Origin of the sequence: Pseudomonas syringae (genome assembly GCF_001698815.1) — a bacterium.
Classification (GTDB): domain Bacteria; phylum Pseudomonadota; class Gammaproteobacteria; order Pseudomonadales; family Pseudomonadaceae; genus Aquipseudomonas; species Aquipseudomonas syringae_A.
This window is the reverse complement of the sequence record NZ_LGSI01000039.1, coordinates 1-18,356: the sequence shown is the minus strand read 5'-3', so window position 1 is coordinate 18,356 and position 18,356 is coordinate 1. Positions and strand designations below refer to the sequence as shown.

General features: G+C 60.2%; 17 protein-coding genes. 9 read left to right on the top strand and 8 right to left on the bottom strand.

Going from position 1 to position 18,356, the window contains the following annotated elements; genetic code table 11:
• Nucleotides 1-142: 142 nt before the first annotated feature.
• Nucleotides 143-1,138: an alpha/beta hydrolase family protein gene (locus AFK24_RS11430; protein WP_065833349.1), complete on the bottom strand. Its 996-nt coding sequence runs from the start codon at nucleotides 1,136-1,138 to the stop codon at nucleotides 143-145.
• Between the two features lie 97 nt (nucleotides 1,139-1,235).
• Here AFK24_RS11430 and AFK24_RS11425 point away from each other — a divergent pair, with 97 nt between their 5' ends.
• From AFK24_RS11425 to AFK24_RS11400, 6 genes are all read left to right on the top strand, one after another.
• The gene (locus AFK24_RS11425) at nucleotides 1,236-3,245 is read left to right on the top strand and encodes a sensor histidine kinase (RefSeq protein WP_065833348.1); all 2,010 of its coding nucleotides are present in this window, start codon (nucleotides 1,236-1,238) and stop codon (nucleotides 3,243-3,245) included.
• Nucleotides 3,242-3,871, top strand: coding sequence for a response regulator (locus AFK24_RS11420; RefSeq protein ID WP_065833347.1), 630 nt, complete (start codon nucleotides 3,242-3,244; stop codon nucleotides 3,869-3,871). The genes AFK24_RS11425 and AFK24_RS11420 overlap by 4 nt, the downstream gene beginning before the upstream one ends.
• A 306-nt stretch (nucleotides 3,872-4,177) precedes the next feature.
• Nucleotides 4,178-5,302 (top strand): ABC transporter ATP-binding protein, encoded by a 1,125-nt coding sequence (locus tag AFK24_RS11415; RefSeq protein WP_065833346.1) that lies wholly within the window; start codon nucleotides 4,178-4,180, stop codon nucleotides 5,300-5,302.
• Between the two features lie 84 nt (nucleotides 5,303-5,386).
• Entirely contained in the window at nucleotides 5,387-6,424 is a 1,038-nt protein-coding gene (locus tag AFK24_RS11410; protein WP_065833345.1) for an ABC transporter substrate-binding protein, read from the top strand.
• Between the two features lie 79 nt (nucleotides 6,425-6,503).
• On the top strand, nucleotides 6,504-7,751 hold the full coding sequence (locus AFK24_RS11405; RefSeq protein WP_065833344.1) for an ABC transporter permease: 1,248 nt from the start codon (nucleotides 6,504-6,506) through the stop codon (nucleotides 7,749-7,751).
• An 11-nt stretch (nucleotides 7,752-7,762) separates the two neighbouring features.
• Nucleotides 7,763-8,590: an ABC transporter permease gene (locus tag AFK24_RS11400; RefSeq protein ID WP_065833343.1), complete on the top strand. Its 828-nt coding sequence runs from the start codon at nucleotides 7,763-7,765 to the stop codon at nucleotides 8,588-8,590.
• A gap of 125 nt (nucleotides 8,591-8,715) precedes the next feature.
• Here the strand turns inward: AFK24_RS11400 and AFK24_RS11395 are convergent, their stop codons facing one another.
• The 6 genes from AFK24_RS11395 to AFK24_RS11370 all read right to left on the bottom strand — a co-directional run bounded on the left by AFK24_RS11395 (nucleotide 8,716) and on the right by AFK24_RS11370 (nucleotide 13,440).
• Nucleotides 8,716-9,279: a DUF4136 domain-containing protein gene (locus tag AFK24_RS11395; RefSeq protein WP_065833342.1), complete on the bottom strand. Its 564-nt coding sequence runs from the start codon at nucleotides 9,277-9,279 to the stop codon at nucleotides 8,716-8,718.
• Nucleotides 9,280-9,297: 18 nt separating this feature from the next.
• Complete coding sequence (locus AFK24_RS11390) at nucleotides 9,298-9,936, bottom strand: DUF4136 domain-containing protein (protein ID WP_065833341.1); 639 nt, start codon at nucleotides 9,934-9,936, stop codon at nucleotides 9,298-9,300.
• Nucleotides 9,937-9,981: 45 nt separating this feature from the next.
• Nucleotides 9,982-10,731 (bottom strand): methyltransferase domain-containing protein, encoded by a 750-nt coding sequence (locus tag AFK24_RS11385; protein ID WP_065833340.1) that lies wholly within the window; start codon nucleotides 10,729-10,731, stop codon nucleotides 9,982-9,984.
• On the bottom strand, nucleotides 10,728-11,033 hold the full coding sequence (locus AFK24_RS11380; protein WP_065833339.1) for a nucleotide pyrophosphohydrolase: 306 nt from the start codon (nucleotides 11,031-11,033) through the stop codon (nucleotides 10,728-10,730). Before AFK24_RS11380 ends, AFK24_RS11385 begins: the two co-directional genes overlap by 4 nt.
• 163 nt (nucleotides 11,034-11,196) lie before the next feature.
• Nucleotides 11,197-12,051: a MaoC family dehydratase gene (locus tag AFK24_RS11375; protein WP_065833338.1), complete on the bottom strand. Its 855-nt coding sequence runs from the start codon at nucleotides 12,049-12,051 to the stop codon at nucleotides 11,197-11,199.
• A 33-nt stretch (nucleotides 12,052-12,084) separates the two neighbouring features.
• Nucleotides 12,085-13,440, bottom strand: a complete 1,356-nt coding sequence (locus tag AFK24_RS11370; RefSeq protein ID WP_065833337.1) for a 3-oxoacyl-ACP reductase — start codon at nucleotides 13,438-13,440, stop codon at nucleotides 12,085-12,087.
• Between the two features lie 114 nt (nucleotides 13,441-13,554).
• On the opposite strand from AFK24_RS11370, the gene AFK24_RS11365 reads away from it, so the two are divergent.
• Nucleotides 13,555-14,832 (top strand): acetyl-CoA C-acetyltransferase, encoded by a 1,278-nt coding sequence (locus AFK24_RS11365; RefSeq protein WP_065833336.1) that lies wholly within the window; start codon nucleotides 13,555-13,557, stop codon nucleotides 14,830-14,832.
• Nucleotides 14,833-15,073: 241 nt separating this feature from the next.
• Here the strand turns inward: AFK24_RS11365 and AFK24_RS11360 are convergent, their stop codons facing one another.
• Nucleotides 15,074-16,102, bottom strand: a complete 1,029-nt coding sequence (locus AFK24_RS11360) for a bile acid:sodium symporter family protein (protein WP_065833335.1) — start codon at nucleotides 16,100-16,102, stop codon at nucleotides 15,074-15,076.
• Nucleotides 16,103-16,188: 86 nt separating this feature from the next.
• Here AFK24_RS11360 and AFK24_RS11355 point away from each other — a divergent pair, with 86 nt between their 5' ends.
• Nucleotides 16,189-16,995, top strand: coding sequence for an AraC family transcriptional regulator (locus AFK24_RS11355; RefSeq protein WP_065833334.1), 807 nt, complete (start codon nucleotides 16,189-16,191; stop codon nucleotides 16,993-16,995).
• A 244-nt stretch (nucleotides 16,996-17,239) separates the two neighbouring features.
• Nucleotides 17,240-18,136, top strand: a complete 897-nt coding sequence (locus AFK24_RS11350; RefSeq protein WP_020290939.1) for a PA4780 family RIO1-like protein kinase — start codon at nucleotides 17,240-17,242, stop codon at nucleotides 18,134-18,136.
• Nucleotides 18,137-18,356: the final 220 nt, after the last annotated feature.

Below are 18,356 nucleotides of genomic sequence, written 5' to 3'. Positions count from 1 at the left end.
AGGACCGGACTTGTCCGGGAAGCGTTGGTTCGGGCAATCGAGGTGGGTCAGGTAGATCACGGTTGCTCGGCTGGCCAATCGGGGACAAGTCCCCTCCTACAGAGTTGGCGCCCGTCGGTGGATCTGTCCTATCGTCGGTGAACTACTTCGCCTCAATCCACCCACGTACCCGGCGGAACATCTGTTCCTGTTCGGCTTCTTCATTGCCGGGAATGGCTGTCAGCGCAACTTGGGTAAACCCGGCGTTCTTCGTCCGTTTGCTGGCCTGCAAGCGCGCGGTTGCTGCGTCGCGGGCCTGGATCTGTTCCTTGTAGACGAAGTCCGAAGTCTTCATTTTCAGGGTCGGGATCAGCTCCAGAAGTGGCGGCTTGGCATCAAGCGGTTCGTGGGCGGTGACCATGACGAATTTCTGCACCAGCGGCGAAGGCCGTTCGTTCAAGAATCGCGCGGCCCAATAAGCGCCGCTGCCATGGCCGAGCAGCACGATGCTGCGTGCCTTGTTCTGCTGGGCAAAACTGATGGCGCTTTCGATGCGGGCGAAGATCTGCTCGGCTTGGGCCTTGGCCTGTTCTTCGGCTGCGGCGGCGCTCGCGGCAGTGGCTGCTGCTTCCTTTTCGGCGGCTGCGGCCTTGTCGGCTTCCAGAGCGGCAGCATCTTTAGGTGCGGCGTCCTTGGGCGCTTCCTTGGGCTTGTCGGCGCCGTCCGCCGGTGCTGCTTTTACCTCTCGCGGCTGGCTGAAATCGCTTTGCACGTCAGGCAGCGTCAGGCTCAGGCTGGCCCAGCCGATATCCGGAAAGCGCCGACGCAACGGACCCACCGCGTCCGGCCAGTCCGCCGATTCATCGGCGCCCGGCACAATGATCACCGCACCTTTTGGCTCGTCGCTGTTGGCAGGCTTCCACAGCGCAAGAAACGTCTGGTCCCCGGCCTGCAATTGTTGCTGATCGGCCTGAGGCAAACGGCTCTCGAGGGCTAGCGCGTCTTCCTGGCTGCGTGGCAACAGCGGCGCCCGTTCGATGACAGGCTCGGCGGCAGGTTCTTTGCCGGGTTCAGGATCAGCAGCGCTTGCACTCGACGCACAAGGTAAGATCAGCGCTAGCCACAATGCAGGAAGCATTGCGCGAAAGGTGTAAGACATTGAGTATTCCAGAGCAGAAACTATTTCCGCAGCCTAATGGGTTGATCGGCATTTGTCAGGCAACGCGTCTCAGATCGCATACAGGAACAACACATTAATGATTGGTCTGCTGCGCACGGGTGTTATCGGCTGTCTGGCCCTGCTCTTGATGATCGGCGCTGGCCTCGCCCAGGCTGCGCCCGATGTTTCCACGCCTTCGGTGTTCACGCCGCAACAGCGCAGCTGGCTTGAGCAGCGCGGCCAATTGCGCGTCGGGCTGGTCATGCAGGCGCCTTATGCGCAATTCGACCGCCGTCAGCAGCAGCTTTCCGGGGCCAACGTCGACCTGATGAACCTGCTGGGCAAAAGCCTGCAAGTCGAGTTGCTGTGGCGCAACTTTCCCGATCAGGCGTCCCTTGAAGACGCGCTGGCGCAAGGTCTGGTGGACATCGCGCCCGGCCTGACGCAAACCCCGGCGGGGCTGAAGAACTGGCTGTTCTCCGATCCGTATATGCGCGTGTCGCAATTGGTGGTCGGCGAGCGGGACGGCACCGGCGTAGTGGATCTGGAAAAACTCGACAGCCGTACCCGCGTTGCGGTGCGGATGCCTAGCGTCACGGCCGATTATTTGCGCAGCAACTATCCGCATCTGAATCTGCAAGGCGTGCCGCTTGAACGGCAGGCGCTGCAATTGCTCTTGAGTCAGCAGGCGCGCTACGCCGTGCTGGACGAAGCGCAGCTCAGTCGCTTGTCCCGCGAGCCTGAGTTCGCCGGGCTGAACATTGTCGGCGACATCGGTTTTCCGCAGCTGCTGCGCATTGCCTCGCCCCGAAACGTCCCGGAACTGGCCGAAATCATCAGCGCTGCGTTGCAGGCGATTCCTGCTCGGGAACTCGATCAGCTACATGCGCGCTGGCTGCCACTCAATTCAGTGAAAGCCAGCGAATCCCCCGGTTTCTGGCAGAACATCTGCCTGTTGCTGCTGGTGTTGCTGCTCGCCTGTTTTGCCATCGTCATCTGGCAGCGTCGCCAACAGCAGGCGCTGGAGCGTGAAGTGCTGGTCGCTCGCGAGGACATCGCGCGGCGTGCTGCGGGCGAAGAAGCGTTGCGTCTGGCGCAGTTTTCCATTGATCAAAGCACTGTCGGCATTCTGTGGGTCAACTGGGATAGCCGAGTGCGCTACGCCAACCGGGCCGCCGAAGCAATGCTCGGATATCAGGCGGGCGGTGTGGTTGAGCGGCCGCTGATCGACTTCGAACCCGGCCTGCATATGGATCGCTGGTTGGGCCTGTGGCGCAGCGCGCGTTCCAGCGAGGGCGTCGCGCAGACCTTCGAAACCAACTGCGTTCGCGCCGATGGCAGCATTTTGCCCGCTGATGTGTCCCTGAGTTTCCTGCGCTTTCAGGAATCTGAGTACCTCGTCGTGTTCCTCACCGACGTTACCGATCGGCGCGGTTATCACGAGCAACTGCGTGAATTGTCGGCGCATCTGGAAAGCGTGCGCGAAGAAGAAAAGGCGCGCATTGCCCGGGAAGTGCACGACGAACTCGGGCAGATGCTCACGGTGCTGAAGCTGGAGACGTCGATGTGTGAGCTGTCTTACGCCGATCTCGATCCGGGTTTGCGTGAGCGCCTCAATAGTATGAAGCGGCTGATCTCGCAGTTATTCCAGCTGGTGCGCGACGTGGCCACGGCCCTGCGCCCGCCGATTCTGGATGCCGGCATTGCCTCGGCCATTGAATGGCAGGCGCGACGTTTCGAGACGCGCACGCAGATTCCGTGCCTGGTTCAGGTGCCGGATAACCTTCCGGTGTTGAGCGACGCCCGCGCCATCGGCATGTTCCGGATTCTTCAGGAGGCGCTGACCAATGTCATGCGTCACGCCCAGGCGCATACCGTGGAAGTCAGCCTGACGCTGGATGATGGCCTGATGTGCATGACCATCGCCGACGACGGACGTGGCTTCGTGCCGGAGCAGGGCCGGCCGGTTTCGTTCGGACTGGTGGGCATGCGCGAGCGCGTGCTGATGCTCGGCGGGCGATTGGAGCTGGACAGCGAGTCCGGTGAAGGCACAACCTTGCGGGCATACATTCCGCTGGGTCAAGTCGGGCAGGAGCGAGAAAAGTGATTCGTGTACTGGTAGCTGAAGATCACACCATTGTTCGCGAAGGCATCAAGCAGCTGATTGGCCTGGCCAAGGATTTGCTGGTGGTGGGCGAGGCCAGCAATGGCGAGCAATTGCTGGAAACCCTGCGCCACGTGGAGTGCGAAGTGGTGCTGCTGGACATCTCCATGCCCGGCGTCAACGGCCTGGAAGCGATCCCGAGGATTCGCGCGCTGAACAATCCGCCAGCGATTCTGGTGTTGTCGATGCACGACGAAGCGCAAATGGCCGCGCGCGCCCTGAAAGTTGGCGCCGCTGGCTATGCCACCAAAGACAGCGATCCGGCGTTGCTGCTGACCGCGATTCGCCGGGTGGCAGCAGGCGGGCGTTACATTGATCCGGATCTGGCCGACCGCATGGTGTTCGAGGTTGGCCTGACCGATAACCGGCCGCTGCATGCGTTGCTGTCTGAACGTGAGTTTTCGGTATTCGAGCGCCTGGCCCAAGGCGCCAACGTCAACGACATCGCCCAGCAACTGGCGTTGAGCAGCAAGACCATCAGCACCCACAAAGCGCGGCTGATGCAGAAAATGAACCTCAACTCCCTGGCGGATCTGGTCAAGTACGCCATGGAGCACAAATTGCTCTGAGTCTGAAAACGACATGGCTCAGACCTCATTGATGTGGATACTGTAGGACCGGCTTTAGCCGGGAGAACGGCAGTTCTGGCGACGCAGATACAGTGAAAGTAGCGGCTTCCTCCCGGCTAAAGCCGGTCCTACGGATTCCGAAGCGCCCGCTAATGCGTCGGTTCCGATAAACATTTTTTGACCGACATATCTAATCCCGCCATCCCTGTAGGGCAATCCCTACCCCAATCTCTCCTGCGCCCCGATTTGCGCGGCGTACCGCCTGGCCTAGGCTTGTCCCACGCAGACAAAACAAAGGTGTGGGTAATGAGCAACGTCGATTCAAGCGCTGGGGCAAACGATGTTCTGGTCAGCTTTCGTGGTGTGCAGAAGAGCTACGACGGCGAATCCCTCATCGTCAAAGACCTCAACCTGGACATTCGCAAAGGCGAATTCCTGACCCTGCTCGGGCCTTCCGGTTCCGGCAAGACCACCAGCCTGATGATGCTGGCCGGGTTCGAAACCCCGACCGCCGGCGAAATTCTCCTCTCGGGCCGCTCCATCAATAACGTGCCGCCGCACAAGCGCGACATCGGCATGGTGTTCCAGAACTACGCGCTGTTCCCGCACATGACCGTCTCGGAAAACCTCGCGTTCCCGCTCTCGGTGCGTGGCCTGAGCAAGGCCGACATCAGCGAAAAGGTCAAACGTGTGCTGGACATGGTGCAACTCGGCACCTTCGCCCATCGCTACCCGGCGCAACTCTCCGGCGGCCAGCAACAGCGTGTGGCCCTGGCCCGCGCGCTGGTGTTCGAACCGCAACTGGTGCTGATGGACGAACCCTTGGGCGCGCTCGACAAGCAACTGCGCGAACACATGCAGATGGAAATCAAGCATCTGCACCAGCGCCTGGGCGTGACTGTGGTCTACGTGACCCACGATCAGGGCGAAGCGCTGACCATGTCCGACCGCGTTGCGGTGTTCCATCAAGGCGAAATCCAGCAGATCGCCCCGCCGCGCACCTTGTATGAAGAGCCGAAAAACACCTTCGTCGCCAACTTCATCGGCGAGAACAACCGCCTCAATGGCAAGTTGCTCAGCCATTCCGGCGACCGTTGCGTGGTCGAGCTGGGGCGCGGCGAGAAAGTCGAAGCTCTGGCCGTCAACGTCGGTGCGGTCGGTGATGACGTGACCCTGTCGATCCGCCCCGAGCGCATCAGCCTCAATGGCAACAGCGAAAGCTGCGTAAACCGTTTCTCCGGCCGAGTGGCCGAGTTTGTGTATTTGGGCGACCACGTTCGTGTGCGCCTGGAAGTGGCAGGCAAGACCGATTTCTTCGTCAAGCAGCCTATCGCCGAGCTGGATCCGGCGTTGAGCGTTGGCGACGTTGTGCCAATTGGATGGCAAATCGAGCACGTTCGCGCGCTCGATCCCTTGCAGCAAGTGCATTGATTCACCAATAAAAAGGCATCAGCCAGAGGCGATAGATCGCCCTCAACGCATAAAACCAACACTGCTCGTGGAGAACACAACCAAATGCTCAAATCTTTGAAACTCACCGCCATTACGCTGGGCATGATGTGCGCGGCGCAAGCCATGGCTGCCGATCTGACCGTCGTGTCCTTTGGTGGCGCCAACAAGGCCGCCCAGGAAAAAGCGTTTTATGCCCCGTGGGAAAAGGCTGGCAACGGCAAGATCGTCGCCGGTGAATACAACGGTGAAATGGCCAAGGTCAAAGCCATGGTCGACACCAAAAGCGTTTCCTGGGACCTGGTAGAAGTCGAATCGCCAGAGCTGGCTCGCGGTTGCGACGAAGACATGTTCGAACCACTCGATCCGAAATTGTTCGGCGACACCGCGAAATATGTCAAAGGTGCCATTCAGCCTTGCGGCGTAGGCTTCTTCGTCTGGTCCACGGTGTTGGCTTACAACGCCGACAAGCTTAAATCGGCCCCGACCGGCTGGGCGGATTTCTGGGATACCGAGAAATTCCCCGGCAAACGTGGCCTGCGTAAAGGCGCCAAGTACACCCTGGAATTCGCCCTGATGGCTGATGGCGTAGCGCCAAAAGACGTCTACAAAGTGCTGGCTGGCAAAGACGGTCAGGACCGTGCATTCAAGATGCTCGACAAGCTCAAGCCAAGCATTCAGTGGTGGGAAGCGGGTGCCCAGCCTCCGCAGTTTCTGCAATCGGGTGACGTCGTGATGAGCTCGGCCTACAACGGCCGCATCGCAGCGGTAGCCAAAGAAAGCAAACTCAAAGTGGTGTGGACCGGCGGCGTGTACGACTTCGACGCTTGGGCGATCCCAAAAGGTCTGGAGAAATCCCGAGCTGAAGCGGCGAAGAAGTTCATCGCTTATAGCGTGCAGCCTGAGCAACAGAAGACCTTCTCGGAAAACATCGCTTACGGTCCGGCCAATACCGACGCCGTCAAACTGTTGAACGCTGAAACGTTGGAGAACATGCCGACTACTCCTGAGAACATCAAGGATCAGGTGCAGATCGACGTGGCATTCTGGGCCGACAATGGCGAGCAACTCGAGCAGCGATTCAATTCCTGGGCTGCCAAGTAAGCGCATCAAGTTGAGTTAGATCCGGGCGCGTTTCCTGAGTGGGAAGCGCGTCCCTCGTTGACAGATTTCGGAGTTCGCTATGGCCCTCGCCCTGCCCCTGCCTGACGGCGCCAGCCCCACCTTGAAACAGCGCCTGGCTCGTGCCGAACGGGTCAACCGCTGGAAGGCCCAGGCATTGATTGCGCCACTGGTGATTTTCCTGTTGCTGGTGTTTCTGGTGCCAATCGTTGCGCTGCTTTACAAGAGCGTCGGCAACCCGGAAGTCGTCAACGCCTTGCCGACCACCGTCGTGCAGGTCGCGCAATGGGACGGTAAAGGACTTCCTTCCGAGTCGGTCTACAAAACACTGAGCCTTGAACTGGCTGAAACCCGCAAGAATTCGACCCTGGGCGACTTGTCCAAGCGTCTGAACATGGAACTGGCCGGCTATCGCAGCCTGCTGATGACCACTGCTCGCGCCTTGCCGTTTGCTACTGAACCGGCTTCTTATAAGGATGCACTCGAAGCATTGGACGAACGTTGGGGTGATCCGGCCTATTGGCAGGTGCTCCGTCGCAATACCAGTAGCGTTACCCCCTATTACCTGTTGGCCGCTGTCGACCATCGCATCGATGACCTCGGTGAAGTGGCGCCTGCGACCCCGGATCAAGCGATTTACCTGGATATCTTCGCCCGCACCTTCTGGATGGGGTTTGTCATCACCCTGATCTGCCTGGTCCTGGCTTATCCACTGGCTTACCTGCTGGCCAATCTGCCAGCACGACAAAGCAACCTGTTGATGATTCTCGTGCTGCTGCCGTTCTGGACCTCGATTCTGGTGCGGGTCGCCGCGTGGATCGTGTTGCTGCAATCGAGCGGGCTGATCAATGGCGCATTAATGGCCATGGGCATTATCGATAAGCCGCTGGAACTGGTGTTTAACCGGGTCGGCGTGTACATCTCGATGGTGCACATCATGCTGCCGTTCATGATTCTGCCGATCTACAGTGTGATGAAGGGCATTTCCCCGACGTACATGCGTGCCGCGATTTCCCTGGGTTGCAATCCCTTCGCCAGCTTCTGGCGCGTGTACTTCCCGCAAACCTACGCCGGGATTGGCGCGGGTTGCCTGTTGGTGTTCATTCTGGCGATCGGCTACTACATCACCCCGGCATTGCTGGGCAGCCCGAACGATCAAATGGTCAGTTACTTCGTCGCGTTCTACACCAACACCAGCATCAACTGGGGCATGGCCACAGCGCTGGGCGGTCTGCTGTTGCTGGCGACTGTCGTGCTTTATCTGATTTATAACTGGTTGGTCGGCGCCAGCCGCCTGCGTTTGAGCTGAGGAAAGTCGCCATGTTGAGTCCCTATTCTTCGCCTCTTGAGCGTGTCTGGTTTTACGCCCTGCGCATCATGTGCGGTCTGATCCTGCTGTTTCTGGTGCTGCCGGTACTGGTGATCATTCCGTTGTCGTTCAACTCCGGGAGCTTTCTGGTCTATCCGCTGCAAGGGTTTTCGATGCATTGGTATCAGGACTTCTTCAACTCGAACGAGTGGATGCGCTCCCTGAAGAACAGCCTGATCATCGCCCCGGCTGCCACCATCCTGGCCATGGGTTTCGGCACGCTGGCGGCAATTGGCCTGACCCGTGGCAATTTCCCCGGCAAGGCGCTGGTCATGGCGTTGGTGATTTCGCCCATGGTGGTGCCGGTGGTGATCATCGGGGTGGCCAGCTATCTGTTCTTCGCCCCGTTGGGAATGGGCAACAGCTTTATCTCACTGATCCTGGTGCATGCGGTTTTGGGTGTGCCGTTCGTGATCATCACGGTGTCGGCGACCCTGCAGGGGTTCAACTACAACCTGGTACGCGCCGCCGCCAGTCTTGGCGCTTCGCCGGTGACTGCGTTCCGTCGGGTGACCTTGCCGCTGATTGCGCCGGGGGTGATTTCCGGTGCGCTGTTCGCTTTTGCCACTTCGTTCGATGAAGTGGTGGTGACGCTGTTCCTCGCCGGCCCGGAACAAGCGACCTTGCCTCGGCAGATGTTCAGCGGCATCCGCGAAAACCTCAGCCCAACCATCGCCGCTGCTGCGACGCTGTTGATCGGTTTCTCGGTGGTATTGCTGCTGGTGCTGGAATGGTTGCGTGGGCGTAGCGAGAAGTTGCGTACGGCGGTGGAGTCCTGATCCGGGACCAAACCGGACCCCGTTGGAGCGAGGCTTGCCCGCGAAGGCATTATTGCAGTCGATAGATGTGTCGAATGCAATTCCGATTCGCGGGCAAGCCTCGCTCCAACGGGTTCTGTGCTCCATCAATGCGGCGGATACTGCTCCAGTATCTTCGCCACGGTTTGGCGAATCACGTTGTTGCGGGCATCAGGATTGGCGGATCTTTCGCTGAGGATTTGCTCGGTGCTGCCGCGCCAGACCAGCTTGCCATCCTTGCCGTCATACATATCAACCTGCAGCGTGGTCACTTTGTAGTCGACGCTGCGGGTTTCGGTGCTCATCGGCGCGCCCCAATAACCGTAGCCGCCCCAAGGCCCCCAGCCTCCACCGTAATTGGTGCTGACCAGTTGCTGGCGATTCTCGACGATCAGCCAGGTCTGTATTTTCAAGTCGGCATTGCTGCCCGGCTTGGCCATGCGCAGGCCGCGCTGGTCCAGCTGTTCGCCGAGCGACTGACGAATGCGTTGTTCGGTGAGGTCGCTTTTGATGCGCGGATCATCCGGCTGGTATTGCACGCCGGGTTCTTTCCAGCTCCAGCTGCGATAGCCGCCAAAGTCGCGACTGGCGTCGAAGTCACGATTGATCTGACTGGTCTGGCAAGCGCCGAGCAGCAGCGCCAGGGACAACACGACAAGACGGCGGAACATGGCAGTTCTCCGAAACAATCAAGAAGGTGGATAAGCGGTCAGTGCTTTCTGCACCGCCGTGCGCAACGCTTTGGTGCGGTCGGACAGGCTGCCGTCGCTGCGGGTTTCAGCGCTGGCGCTCCACACCGGCTGGCCGTTGCGGCCATCGAACAGGCTGATGTGCACGACGACGACCTGTTCCTGATAAGTGCGCACCACCGGCACGGACGCGTAGCCACCATAACCGTAGCCATTGTGATACGGACCGTTGTAACGCCCGTATCCCAGCCCGGCGCCGCCGTAGTAGGGATCATAATAGTCGTCGCGCACCTGACGCAGGCGGGTTTCCAGGCGTGTATCAGCTGTCACCCGCAAATCCGCCGCCTGCGGGTTTTGCGCCGGTCGCAGGCCGCGTTGATCGAGCCCGTTGCTCACCGCTTCGGCAATTTGCGCCGAGTCGGCCCAGGCCGAACCGGGCGGTAGTTGGCTGTTGAGCCACGTCCAGCTGCGATAGCGGCCGTAATCCCGCACCGGAGCAGGGTAGGCGCTCATGTCCAGCGTCGTGGCAGCTTGTGGTGGCGCCGGCGGTAAAGGCAATGAACTGGCGTTGTACGGATTATCGGTTTGGCAGGCGCTGAGACCCAGGCACAGCGCGATCAGAGCGAAGCGGCGTTTCATGATGGCCTCCGCAGTGGCCTCGGATTGCAGTGAACAACTGTGGTTCTACACCGGGCGACATACCCAATGCAGGTAGCGGCCCAGCCCGGCATAAGCCGGATGGCGACGATGGGCCAGTTCCATTTCCAGCAGGTCGGCCAGCTCCACGCGGGCCTGAAACTCGACCGGCATGTAATCGTGGAAAACTCTTACGCCGCTCTGGGTTTCGACTCGCCACATGCCTTCAAGTTGCGCCGCCAATTCACGCGGATCAAGTGGCTGTTGCGGCGTCAGACTTTGCTTCTCGCCCGCCATGTCATTCTTGCGCATCTTGCGGAAGTGGCCCTTGAGCAGGTTGCGATAGACCAAGGCGTCACGGTTATAGAACGCCAGTGACAGCCAGCCATCTGCTTTGGTCAGTTGGTGCAGCACCGGCAGAATCGTGTGCGGCTCGGCCAGCCATTCCAGCACGGCGTGGCAGACCACCAGGTCGTAGGGCTCACTGAGCAAATCGGGCAGTTCTTGCCATGGAGCCTGGATGAAGGTGGCGCTTTGACCGGCTTCGGCGAAACGCTGGCGCGCGCCTTCGAGCATCGGTTCGGCGGGTTCGGCCAGGGTGACCTCATGCCCGCGCTCGGCCAGCCACAGCGACATGTGCCCCAAACCTGCGCCGATATCCAGAACACGCAGCTTCCGGTCCGGCAGCGCTTCGCTGAGATCAGCCTGCAGCACCGCCAGGCGAATCGCACCTTTGGCGCCGCCATAGATCTTTTCCGCGAAACGGGTCGCCAGTCGGTCGAAATGGCGGTCACTCATTTGGCGAATCTGCGTTCATTATCGGCCAGCTTGCTGCGCACCACGGCGTCCATGTCCAGACCCAACTCGCTGCACATCAGAATCAGATACAGCACGATATCGCCGACTTCCTGCCCGGCATGGGCCAGTTTGTCAGGTGGCAACTGGCGGGACTGGTCTTCGCTGAGCCACTGGAAGATTTCCACCAGCTCGGACATCTCGACGCTGGCGGCCATGGCCAGGTTTTTCGGGCTGTGAAATTGTTTCCAGTCGTTTTGATCGCGGATGCGATGCATGCGTTGGGTCAAATCGTCGAGGTTCATGATGTTCTCCAGAAGGCGCATAGCTTCCGGGGGAACGGGACGGGACGCAAGTGGGAGGCGCGCGTCGCAATGAGAATTGCCCGCAATTGGGCCGTAGGAGCGGCTTTAGCCGCGAGGCGTGCTCTCCCGGCTGAAGCCGGTCCTACGATAGACCGTGAATTTCTTATTCCACCGGCTGCCACGTCCCCAGCATATGCACGATGCCCTGTGCGCCTTCCAGTTTCAGCTGCCCATGTGACCCTGCGGCGCTGGCCGACAGCACGACGTCGCTGGGCAGACGCACCGGTTTATGGAATTGCACGCTGATCTCGACGTTCGACGCGGGCAAATGATCCTCCAGGGCAGCGAGGGTGCGGGCCTTGAGCCACATACCGTGGGCGATTGCTTGCGGGAAACCGAACAGTTTGGCGCTCGGGCCGCTCAGGTGGATCGGGTTGTAGTCACCCGAGGTTTTGGCATAGCGCCGACCGATATCAGCCGTCGCATTCCAGCGCGCCACTTCGCTGACCGGCAATGGCGCCGGTTCGAAATCGCCCTCGACCGCGCCTTCCAGCTGGACGCCGCGACAGAGCATGGTGCTTTCTTCTTCCCAGAGCAGGCCCAGGGAATCTTCGACCTGAGTCAGCAGGCTGAACGTTGCGCCCTTCGCGTGGGGTTGCAGGTTTTGCGCATGCACACCGATGTAGACCTTGCTCACGCCGCCCAACGGCCGGTGGACTATGATGCGATTGGCCAGATGAATCAGCCCCAGCAAGGGGAACGGAAAATCCTTGGCCGTCATTAGCTGCATTTGCAACGGGAACGCCAGCGCATGGGGATACGTCGGCGGCAGCAGGCTGCTGTCGGGATAACCACATACGTGCCGGTACGCCGCGAGCTTGGCCGGGTCCACCGACATCCAGCAACGCAGGCCCAGTTCCGGCAATTGCGTACCGGTGACCTTGCGCTTCAAGGCCGCCTGCACAAAGAGATTCGGTAAAGCCGGCAGGCTGTCCAGATAAAGCCAATGAGCACTCATCGTGTTTCTCCTTGCTCGTTTTAACCGTGTCACTCAAGCGCCAATGACACTTTGACCACAGACCCGTAGCACCTGGCCGCTGACCGCGCCGGAACCCGGTTGCGCCAGCCAGGCCACGGCTTCGGCGACGTCCTGAGGCAAGCCGCCTTGGCCCAGCGAACTCATCCGGCGTCCGGCTTCGCGCAGGGCGAATGGCATGGCGGCGGTCATTTTGGTTTCGATAAAGCCCGGTGCCACGGCGTTGATGCTGATACCACGTTCATGCAGCGACGGCGCCATGGCCCGCGCCAGACCAATCAGCCCGGCCTTGCTGGCGGCATAGTTGGTTTGGCCGCGATTCCCGGCCAGCCCGGTCGTGGACGACATAAGGATCACCCGGGCGTTGTCGCGTAACGTGCCGCTGTCGACCAGCGCTTGCGTCAGGACTTGCGGCGCGCTGAAGTTGACCGCCAGCACTGAATCCCAGAAGTCCGCAGGCATGTTGGCCAGGGTTTTGTCCCGAGTAATACCGGCGTTGTGCACCAGGATGTCGAGGCCGTCTGGAAGGTGTTCGATCAATTGACTCGCCGCATCTTCGGCGCAGATATCCACCGTTAGCGCCCGTCCGCCGAGGCGCGCAGCCAGGGCTTCCAGGTCAGCCCTGGCCTGAGGCACATCGAGCAGCACCACTTCCGCGCCGTCCCGCGCCAGCGTTTCGGCAATGGCCGCGCCGATCCCGCGTGCGGCACCCGTTACCAAGGCCTTGCGACCCGCCAGCGGGCGACTCCAGTCCTGCACTTCGGTGGCGCAACGGCGTAGGCGGATGACCTGACCGGAGATAAACGCGCTTTTCGGCGACAGGAAAAACCGGAACGCGCCTTCGAGCTGTTCCTCGGCGCCGTTATCGACCTGCAATAGTTGCACGGTGCCGCCATTGCGCATCTCTTTGGCCAGCGAGCGGCTGAAGCCTTCGACCGCCTGTTGGGTGGCGGCGGCAACCGGGTCTTTCAAGGATGCCGGGGCGTGGCCGAGGATCACCACATGGGCGCTGCTGTCGAGGCTGCGCAACAACGGTTGAAAGAATTCGCGCAACTGCTTGAGATGATCAACTTGAGTGAAGGCGCTGGCATCGAACACCACCGCCTTGAGCTTCGGCCCTTGATCGGCCACCCAATGGGTTGCGCCGGGAATCTCGCTGCCAAAGCTGTAGAGCGAATCGGTCAGGCGTTGAGCGAACAGCCGGACGTGATCGGCGAGTGGTCCGGCGCTGATCAGCAACGTGCCTTCGACAGGGCGCAGACGCCCGGCCTGCCAGCGTTCCAGTCTGACCGGCTTGGGCAGGCCAATTGCGCCAACCAGGCGACGGCCTATGTCGGAATTGGCGAAATCAATGTAGCGATCAGACGACATGGAACACTCTCCTTGAGTCGGGGTTCAAAGGAGTGGACCACAAAAAGGCGACCTTCGTTCGAGATCGTCCTACGCTGCTCATCAGCGAATTCGCGTTAAAAAAGGGAGTTTTCCATGAATCAGCCACGCCGGGTCGCCATTGTCGGCGGTAATCGCATTCCGTTCGCCCGTTCCAATGGGCCATATGCCACTGCCAGCAATCAAGCCATGTTGACGGCCGCGCTGGAGGGTTTGATCGAGCGCTTCAACCTGCACGGCCTGCGCCTTGGGGAAGTGGTCGCCGGTGCAGTGCTCAAGCATTCCCGGGATTTCAACCTGACCCGCGAATGCGTGCTCGGCTCGCGCCTGTCGCCGCAAACGCCGGCTTACGATCTGCAACAGGCCTGCGGCACTGGGCTGGAAGCGGCGCTGCTGGTCGCCAATAAAATCGCCCTGGGCCAGATCGAATGCGGCATCGCGGGCGGGGTGGACACTACGTCCGATGCGCCCATTGGCGTGAATGAGGACCTGCGCAACATTCTGTTGCAGGTTAATCGCAGCAAGACCACCGCCGACAAGCTCAAGGTGCTGATGCAACTGCGTCCGCACAATCTCAAGCCGGAACTGCCACGCAATGGCGAACCGCGCACCGGGCTTTCTATGGGCCAGCATTGCGAACTCATGGCGCAAACCTGGGGTATTCCTCGCGACCAGCAGGATCAGCTGGCTCTGGAAAGCCATCTGAAAATGGCGGCGGCTTATGCCGAAGGCTGGCAAGGCGATCTGATGACGCCGTATCTGGGCCTGACCCGGGACAACAACCTGCGTCCGGACCTGACCCTGGAGAAGCTCGCCAGCCTCAAGCCTGCCTTCGAGCGCAGCGCCAAGGGCACGTTGACCGCTGGTAACTCGACGCCGCTGACCGATGGCGCGTCGCTGGTATTGCTGGCGAGTGAGGAGTGGGCCAAGGAACGCGGGCTACCGGTGTTGGCGTATCTGCGTGATGGCGAAGCGGCGGCGGTGGATTTCGTCAACGGCGCGGAAGGCCTGCTGATGGCGCCGGTGTACGCCGTGCCACGCTTGTTGGCGCGCAATGGTTTGACGCTGCAGGACTTCGATTACTACGAAATTCACGAAGCCTTCGCCGCGCAAGTGCTGTGCACGCTCAAGGCTTGGGAGGATGCGGACTACTGCAAATCACGCCTGGGTCTGGACGCGCCGTTGGGCTCGATTGATCGCGCGAAGATGAATGTCAAAGGCAGCTCGCTGGCTGCGGGACATCCTTTTGCCGCAACAGGCGGTCGGATCGTCGCCAACCTGGCCAAGCTGCTGAGCGTCGCCGGGCAAGGTCGCGGCCTGATTTCCATCTGCGCGGCGGGCGGGCAAGGCGTTACGGCGATTCTGGAGCGCTGACTGAGCAAAATGGAACCCTGTAGGAGGGAATTCATTCCCGAATGGATCTGTCAGGCGCTAGAGATGCATCGCCTGACCTGACCCCTTCCCGGATGAATCCGGTCCCACGGATAACCATATTCCAACTGTAGGAGGGAATTCATTCCCGAAGACGTCAGATCGGGCGCCGCGAGGGTGTTGCCTGTGCCGATGCCTTCCCGGATAAATCCGGTCCCGCGGGATTTGCGTGCGAAACCAAAACTCAAGCCGCCCGCGCTTCCTCCAGCGCTTCTGCGGACAACTGTTGTTTGTGGCGGGTCGCATAGCTTTCCGCCATTACCGAACAGACGATCAATTGCAGCGGGTGATAGATCATGATCGGCAGCAGGATCAGCCCCAGCCCTGGATTGTCACCGAAGATCAACGCCGCCATGGGCGCGCCTGCCGCCAGGGATTTCTTGCTGGCGCAGAACACCGCCGCAACTTTATCGGCATGGTTGAATTTCAGGAGTTTGGCGGTCGTGGTGGTGAGGAGCAGGATCACCGTCAGCAACACGGCGCTGCCGACGAACGCCATCACAATCACGCTGTTGCCCTGGGTTTGCCACATGCCCGAGACCATTGAATTGCAGAATGCCGCATAGACCAGCAGCAGGATCACGATCTTGTCGATGACGTTGGTGTACTTCTTGTGACGTGCGAAGAACTTGCCCAGCAACGGCCGCAGCAACTGGCCCAATACCAGTGGAAGCAGCATCATCAGGCTCAAGTCCAGCAGCGTCGAACCCAGATCGATCCCGCCCGAGCCGGTGCCGACTACCAGGCTGACCAGCCATGGCGTCATGAATATCCCGAAGACGCTGGACATACTGGCGTTGAGAATCGCCGCTGGCACGTTGCCGCCTGCGCTGCCGGTCAAGGCCACGGACGAGGAAATCGTCGAGGGCAGCGCGCACAAGTAGAGGAAGCCCAGCATCAATAGCGCCGGTATATGTGAGCCGAAGGCTTTGTCGCACAGCAGCCAGATCACCGGGAAGGCGATGAAGGTGAAGGCTTGCACCATGATGTGCAGGCGCCAGTTCTTCAGGCCATGCTTGATCTGTTCGCTGGAAAGATTCGCCCCGTGCAGGAAGAACACCAGGAATACGCCGATGTTGATCACGTATTCAGCGTGCATGCCGCCGCCCTTCGCACCGAAGCCGGGGATGAAATAAGCCAGCACGGTCGCCAGGACCATTCCGCAGAGGAACCAGTCGGTGACAACGCGTTTAAGGTGTTTGAGTACAGGCATAAGAAGGCTCGGCGGTTCTTTGTAAAAATAGATGTCCGCAGGCTAACGCACTCGTACACTGCCGTCTTGCGACATAAGGCCATAACATGCCGACTAACGGACAACATCGCATTCATCCACAAGGCAGCGAACGACAGATTCCGACGCTGACGGATCTGCCGCGCCCGCTGTACGCCCGTGCTGAAAGCCTCAGCGCTGGGTCTTGGACGCCGCCGCATCGCCATGAGTGGGTGCAGTTTTCCTACGCAATCAGCGGCGTCCTCGGCGTGCACACGGCCGAAGGAAGTTTTTTCGCCCCGCCGCAATGGGGTGTGTGGATCCCCGCCGGGCTGGAGCATCAGGTGGTGACTTCGATGCGCGCGGAAATGCGCAGCTTGTATGTGCGCAAGGAAGATTCCGAGTGGGCGCCGCAGCGTTGCCGAGTATTGGAAGTTACGCCGCTGGCCCGGGAGCTGATCAAGTCGTTCTGCCAGTTGCCACCGGTTTACCCGCTGGGCGACAGCAGTGAGGCGCGGCTGGTGCAGGTATTGATCGACCAGCTGGCGCATTTGCCGGAAGTCAGTTTCTCGCTGCCGTTACCGCGTCATCCGCGTTTGCTGGCTTTGTGCAATGAGCTGATCGAGAACCCGAGCCAGCTGATTACCTTGCACGACTGGGCGCAGCGCCTGGGCACTTCGGAAAAAACCGTGATGCGCCTGTTTCAGCGCGAAACGGGCCTGAGTTTCCGCGCCTGGCGGCAGCGCGCGCGATTATTGTCTTCCCTTGGCGCCCTTGAAGACGGTGACAGCGTGACCAACGCCGCGCTGGCATGCGGCTATGATTCCACCTCGGCGTTCATCGCTGCATTCAAGGGATTGTTTGGTTTCACGCCGGGAGAGCTGTTCAAACAATAATTCCAGCTGATTGATTCAATAATGTTGCCAATGCTCGACGCTTCCTACAGTGTTGAGGCCCTGCGTTAGACAGGTCGCGGGCGCATGTTCCGGCATGAAAGGTGCTTGATACCGGGAGGTTGGCGGGTTTTCCCACGCAAACTATCTCCCTCAAACGTCAGCTCCTACTACTCGCTGGCAGAGGATTGCCGTATAACGGGCAACAATCGCGTGTTTGGCAACGAAGGACCCAGAATAAAAGCTGATGAAGACTCCTAAACGCATTGAACCCCTGATCGAAGACGGTCTGGTGGACGAAGTGCTGCGCCCGCTCATGAGCGGTAAAGAGGCAGCTGTTTATGTGGTGCGTTGTGGCAATGAGCTGCGGTGTGCCAAGGTTTATAAGGAGGCGAATAAACGCAGTTTCCGTCAGGCCGCGGAATATCAGGAAGGCCGCAAGGTTCGTAACAGTCGGCAGGCTCGGGCCATGGCCAAGGGCTCCAAGTTTGGCCGCAAGGAAACCGAAGACGCTTGGCAGAATGCCGAAGTGGCTGCGCTGTTTCGTCTGGCCAGTGCTGGCGTTCGAGTACCCAAGCCTTACGACTTCCTCGAAGGCGTGTTGCTGATGGAACTGGTTGCCGACGAGTACGGTGATGCAGCGCCGCGGCTGAATGACGTGACGCTGGAGCCCGATCAGGCGCGGGAATATCACGCGTTCCTGATCGAACAGATCGTGCTGATGTTGTGTACCGGTCTGGTGCATGGCGACCTTTCCGAGTTCAACGTGCTGTTGACGCCGACCGGGCCGGTCATCATCGACTTGCCGCAGGCGGTGGATGCTGCGGGCAACAACCACGCGTTCAGCATGCTGGAGCGGGATGTGGGCAACATGGCGTCGTACTTCGGCCGCTTCGCGCCGGAGTTGCGCACGACCAAGTACGCCAAGGAAATGTGGTCGTTCTACGAGGCTGGCACCTTGTCGCCAGCTACCGTGTTGACGGGCGAATTCGACGAACCGGAAGACCTGGCCGATGTGGGCGGGGTGTTGCGTGAAATCGAAGCAGCGCGTCTGGACGAAGACCGTCGCCAGGCCGCCCGTGCCGCCGACGATGCACCACCGACCAAAACTGCCGAAGAACCGCCTCCGCCCTGGATGCAGTGATCGACAGTTAAAAAAGAAACCCGGCTCAGGCCGGGTTTTTTGTGAGCCCCGACGCCTTCACGAAGGAATCAAACCGGTAGGAGGGGACTTGTCCCCGATGGCGTCGGATTGGCCGACATCATTTCGCCTGACACCAATCCAGTGTTTGCGCCAACGTCTCCCGGACAAGTCCGGTCCTACCTGATTTGTGCAAATCAGTAGGAGGGGACTTGTCCCCGAT

Bases quoted from the DNA above. Each gene is read 5' to 3' on its own strand.
- AFK24_RS11370 (WP_065833337.1), bottom strand. From the start codon at position 13,440: ATGTCGTCTGATCGCTACATTGATTTCGCCAATTCCGACATAGGCCGT.
- AFK24_RS11365 (WP_065833336.1), top strand. From the start codon at position 13,555: ATGAATCAGCCACGCCGGGTCGCCATTGTCGGCGGTAATCGCATTCCG.
- AFK24_RS11415 (WP_065833346.1), top strand. From the start codon at position 4,178: ATGAGCAACGTCGATTCAAGCGCTGGGGCAAACGATGTTCTGGTCAGC.
- AFK24_RS11395 (WP_065833342.1), bottom strand. From the start codon at position 9,279: ATGTTCCGCCGTCTTGTCGTGTTGTCCCTGGCGCTGCTGCTCGGCGCT.
- AFK24_RS11430 (WP_065833349.1), bottom strand. From the start codon at position 1,138: ATGTCTTACACCTTTCGCGCAATGCTTCCTGCATTGTGGCTAGCGCTG.
- AFK24_RS11425 (WP_065833348.1), top strand. From the start codon at position 1,236: ATGATTGGTCTGCTGCGCACGGGTGTTATCGGCTGTCTGGCCCTGCTC.
- AFK24_RS11405 (WP_065833344.1), top strand. From the start codon at position 6,504: ATGGCCCTCGCCCTGCCCCTGCCTGACGGCGCCAGCCCCACCTTGAAA.
- AFK24_RS11355 (WP_065833334.1), top strand. From the start codon at position 16,189: ATGCCGACTAACGGACAACATCGCATTCATCCACAAGGCAGCGAACGA.
- AFK24_RS11410 (WP_065833345.1), top strand. From the start codon at position 5,387: ATGCTCAAATCTTTGAAACTCACCGCCATTACGCTGGGCATGATGTGC.
- AFK24_RS11390 (WP_065833341.1), bottom strand. From the start codon at position 9,936: ATGAAACGCCGCTTCGCTCTGATCGCGCTGTGCCTGGGTCTCAGCGCC.
- AFK24_RS11350 (WP_020290939.1), top strand. From the start codon at position 17,240: ATGAAGACTCCTAAACGCATTGAACCCCTGATCGAAGACGGTCTGGTG.
- AFK24_RS11385 (WP_065833340.1), bottom strand. From the start codon at position 10,731: ATGAGTGACCGCCATTTCGACCGACTGGCGACCCGTTTCGCGGAAAAG.
- AFK24_RS11380 (WP_065833339.1), bottom strand. From the start codon at position 11,033: ATGAACCTCGACGATTTGACCCAACGCATGCATCGCATCCGCGATCAA.
- AFK24_RS11375 (WP_065833338.1), bottom strand. From the start codon at position 12,051: ATGAGTGCTCATTGGCTTTATCTGGACAGCCTGCCGGCTTTACCGAAT.
- AFK24_RS11400 (WP_065833343.1), top strand. From the start codon at position 7,763: ATGTTGAGTCCCTATTCTTCGCCTCTTGAGCGTGTCTGGTTTTACGCC.
- AFK24_RS11360 (WP_065833335.1), bottom strand. From the start codon at position 16,102: ATGCCTGTACTCAAACACCTTAAACGCGTTGTCACCGACTGGTTCCTC.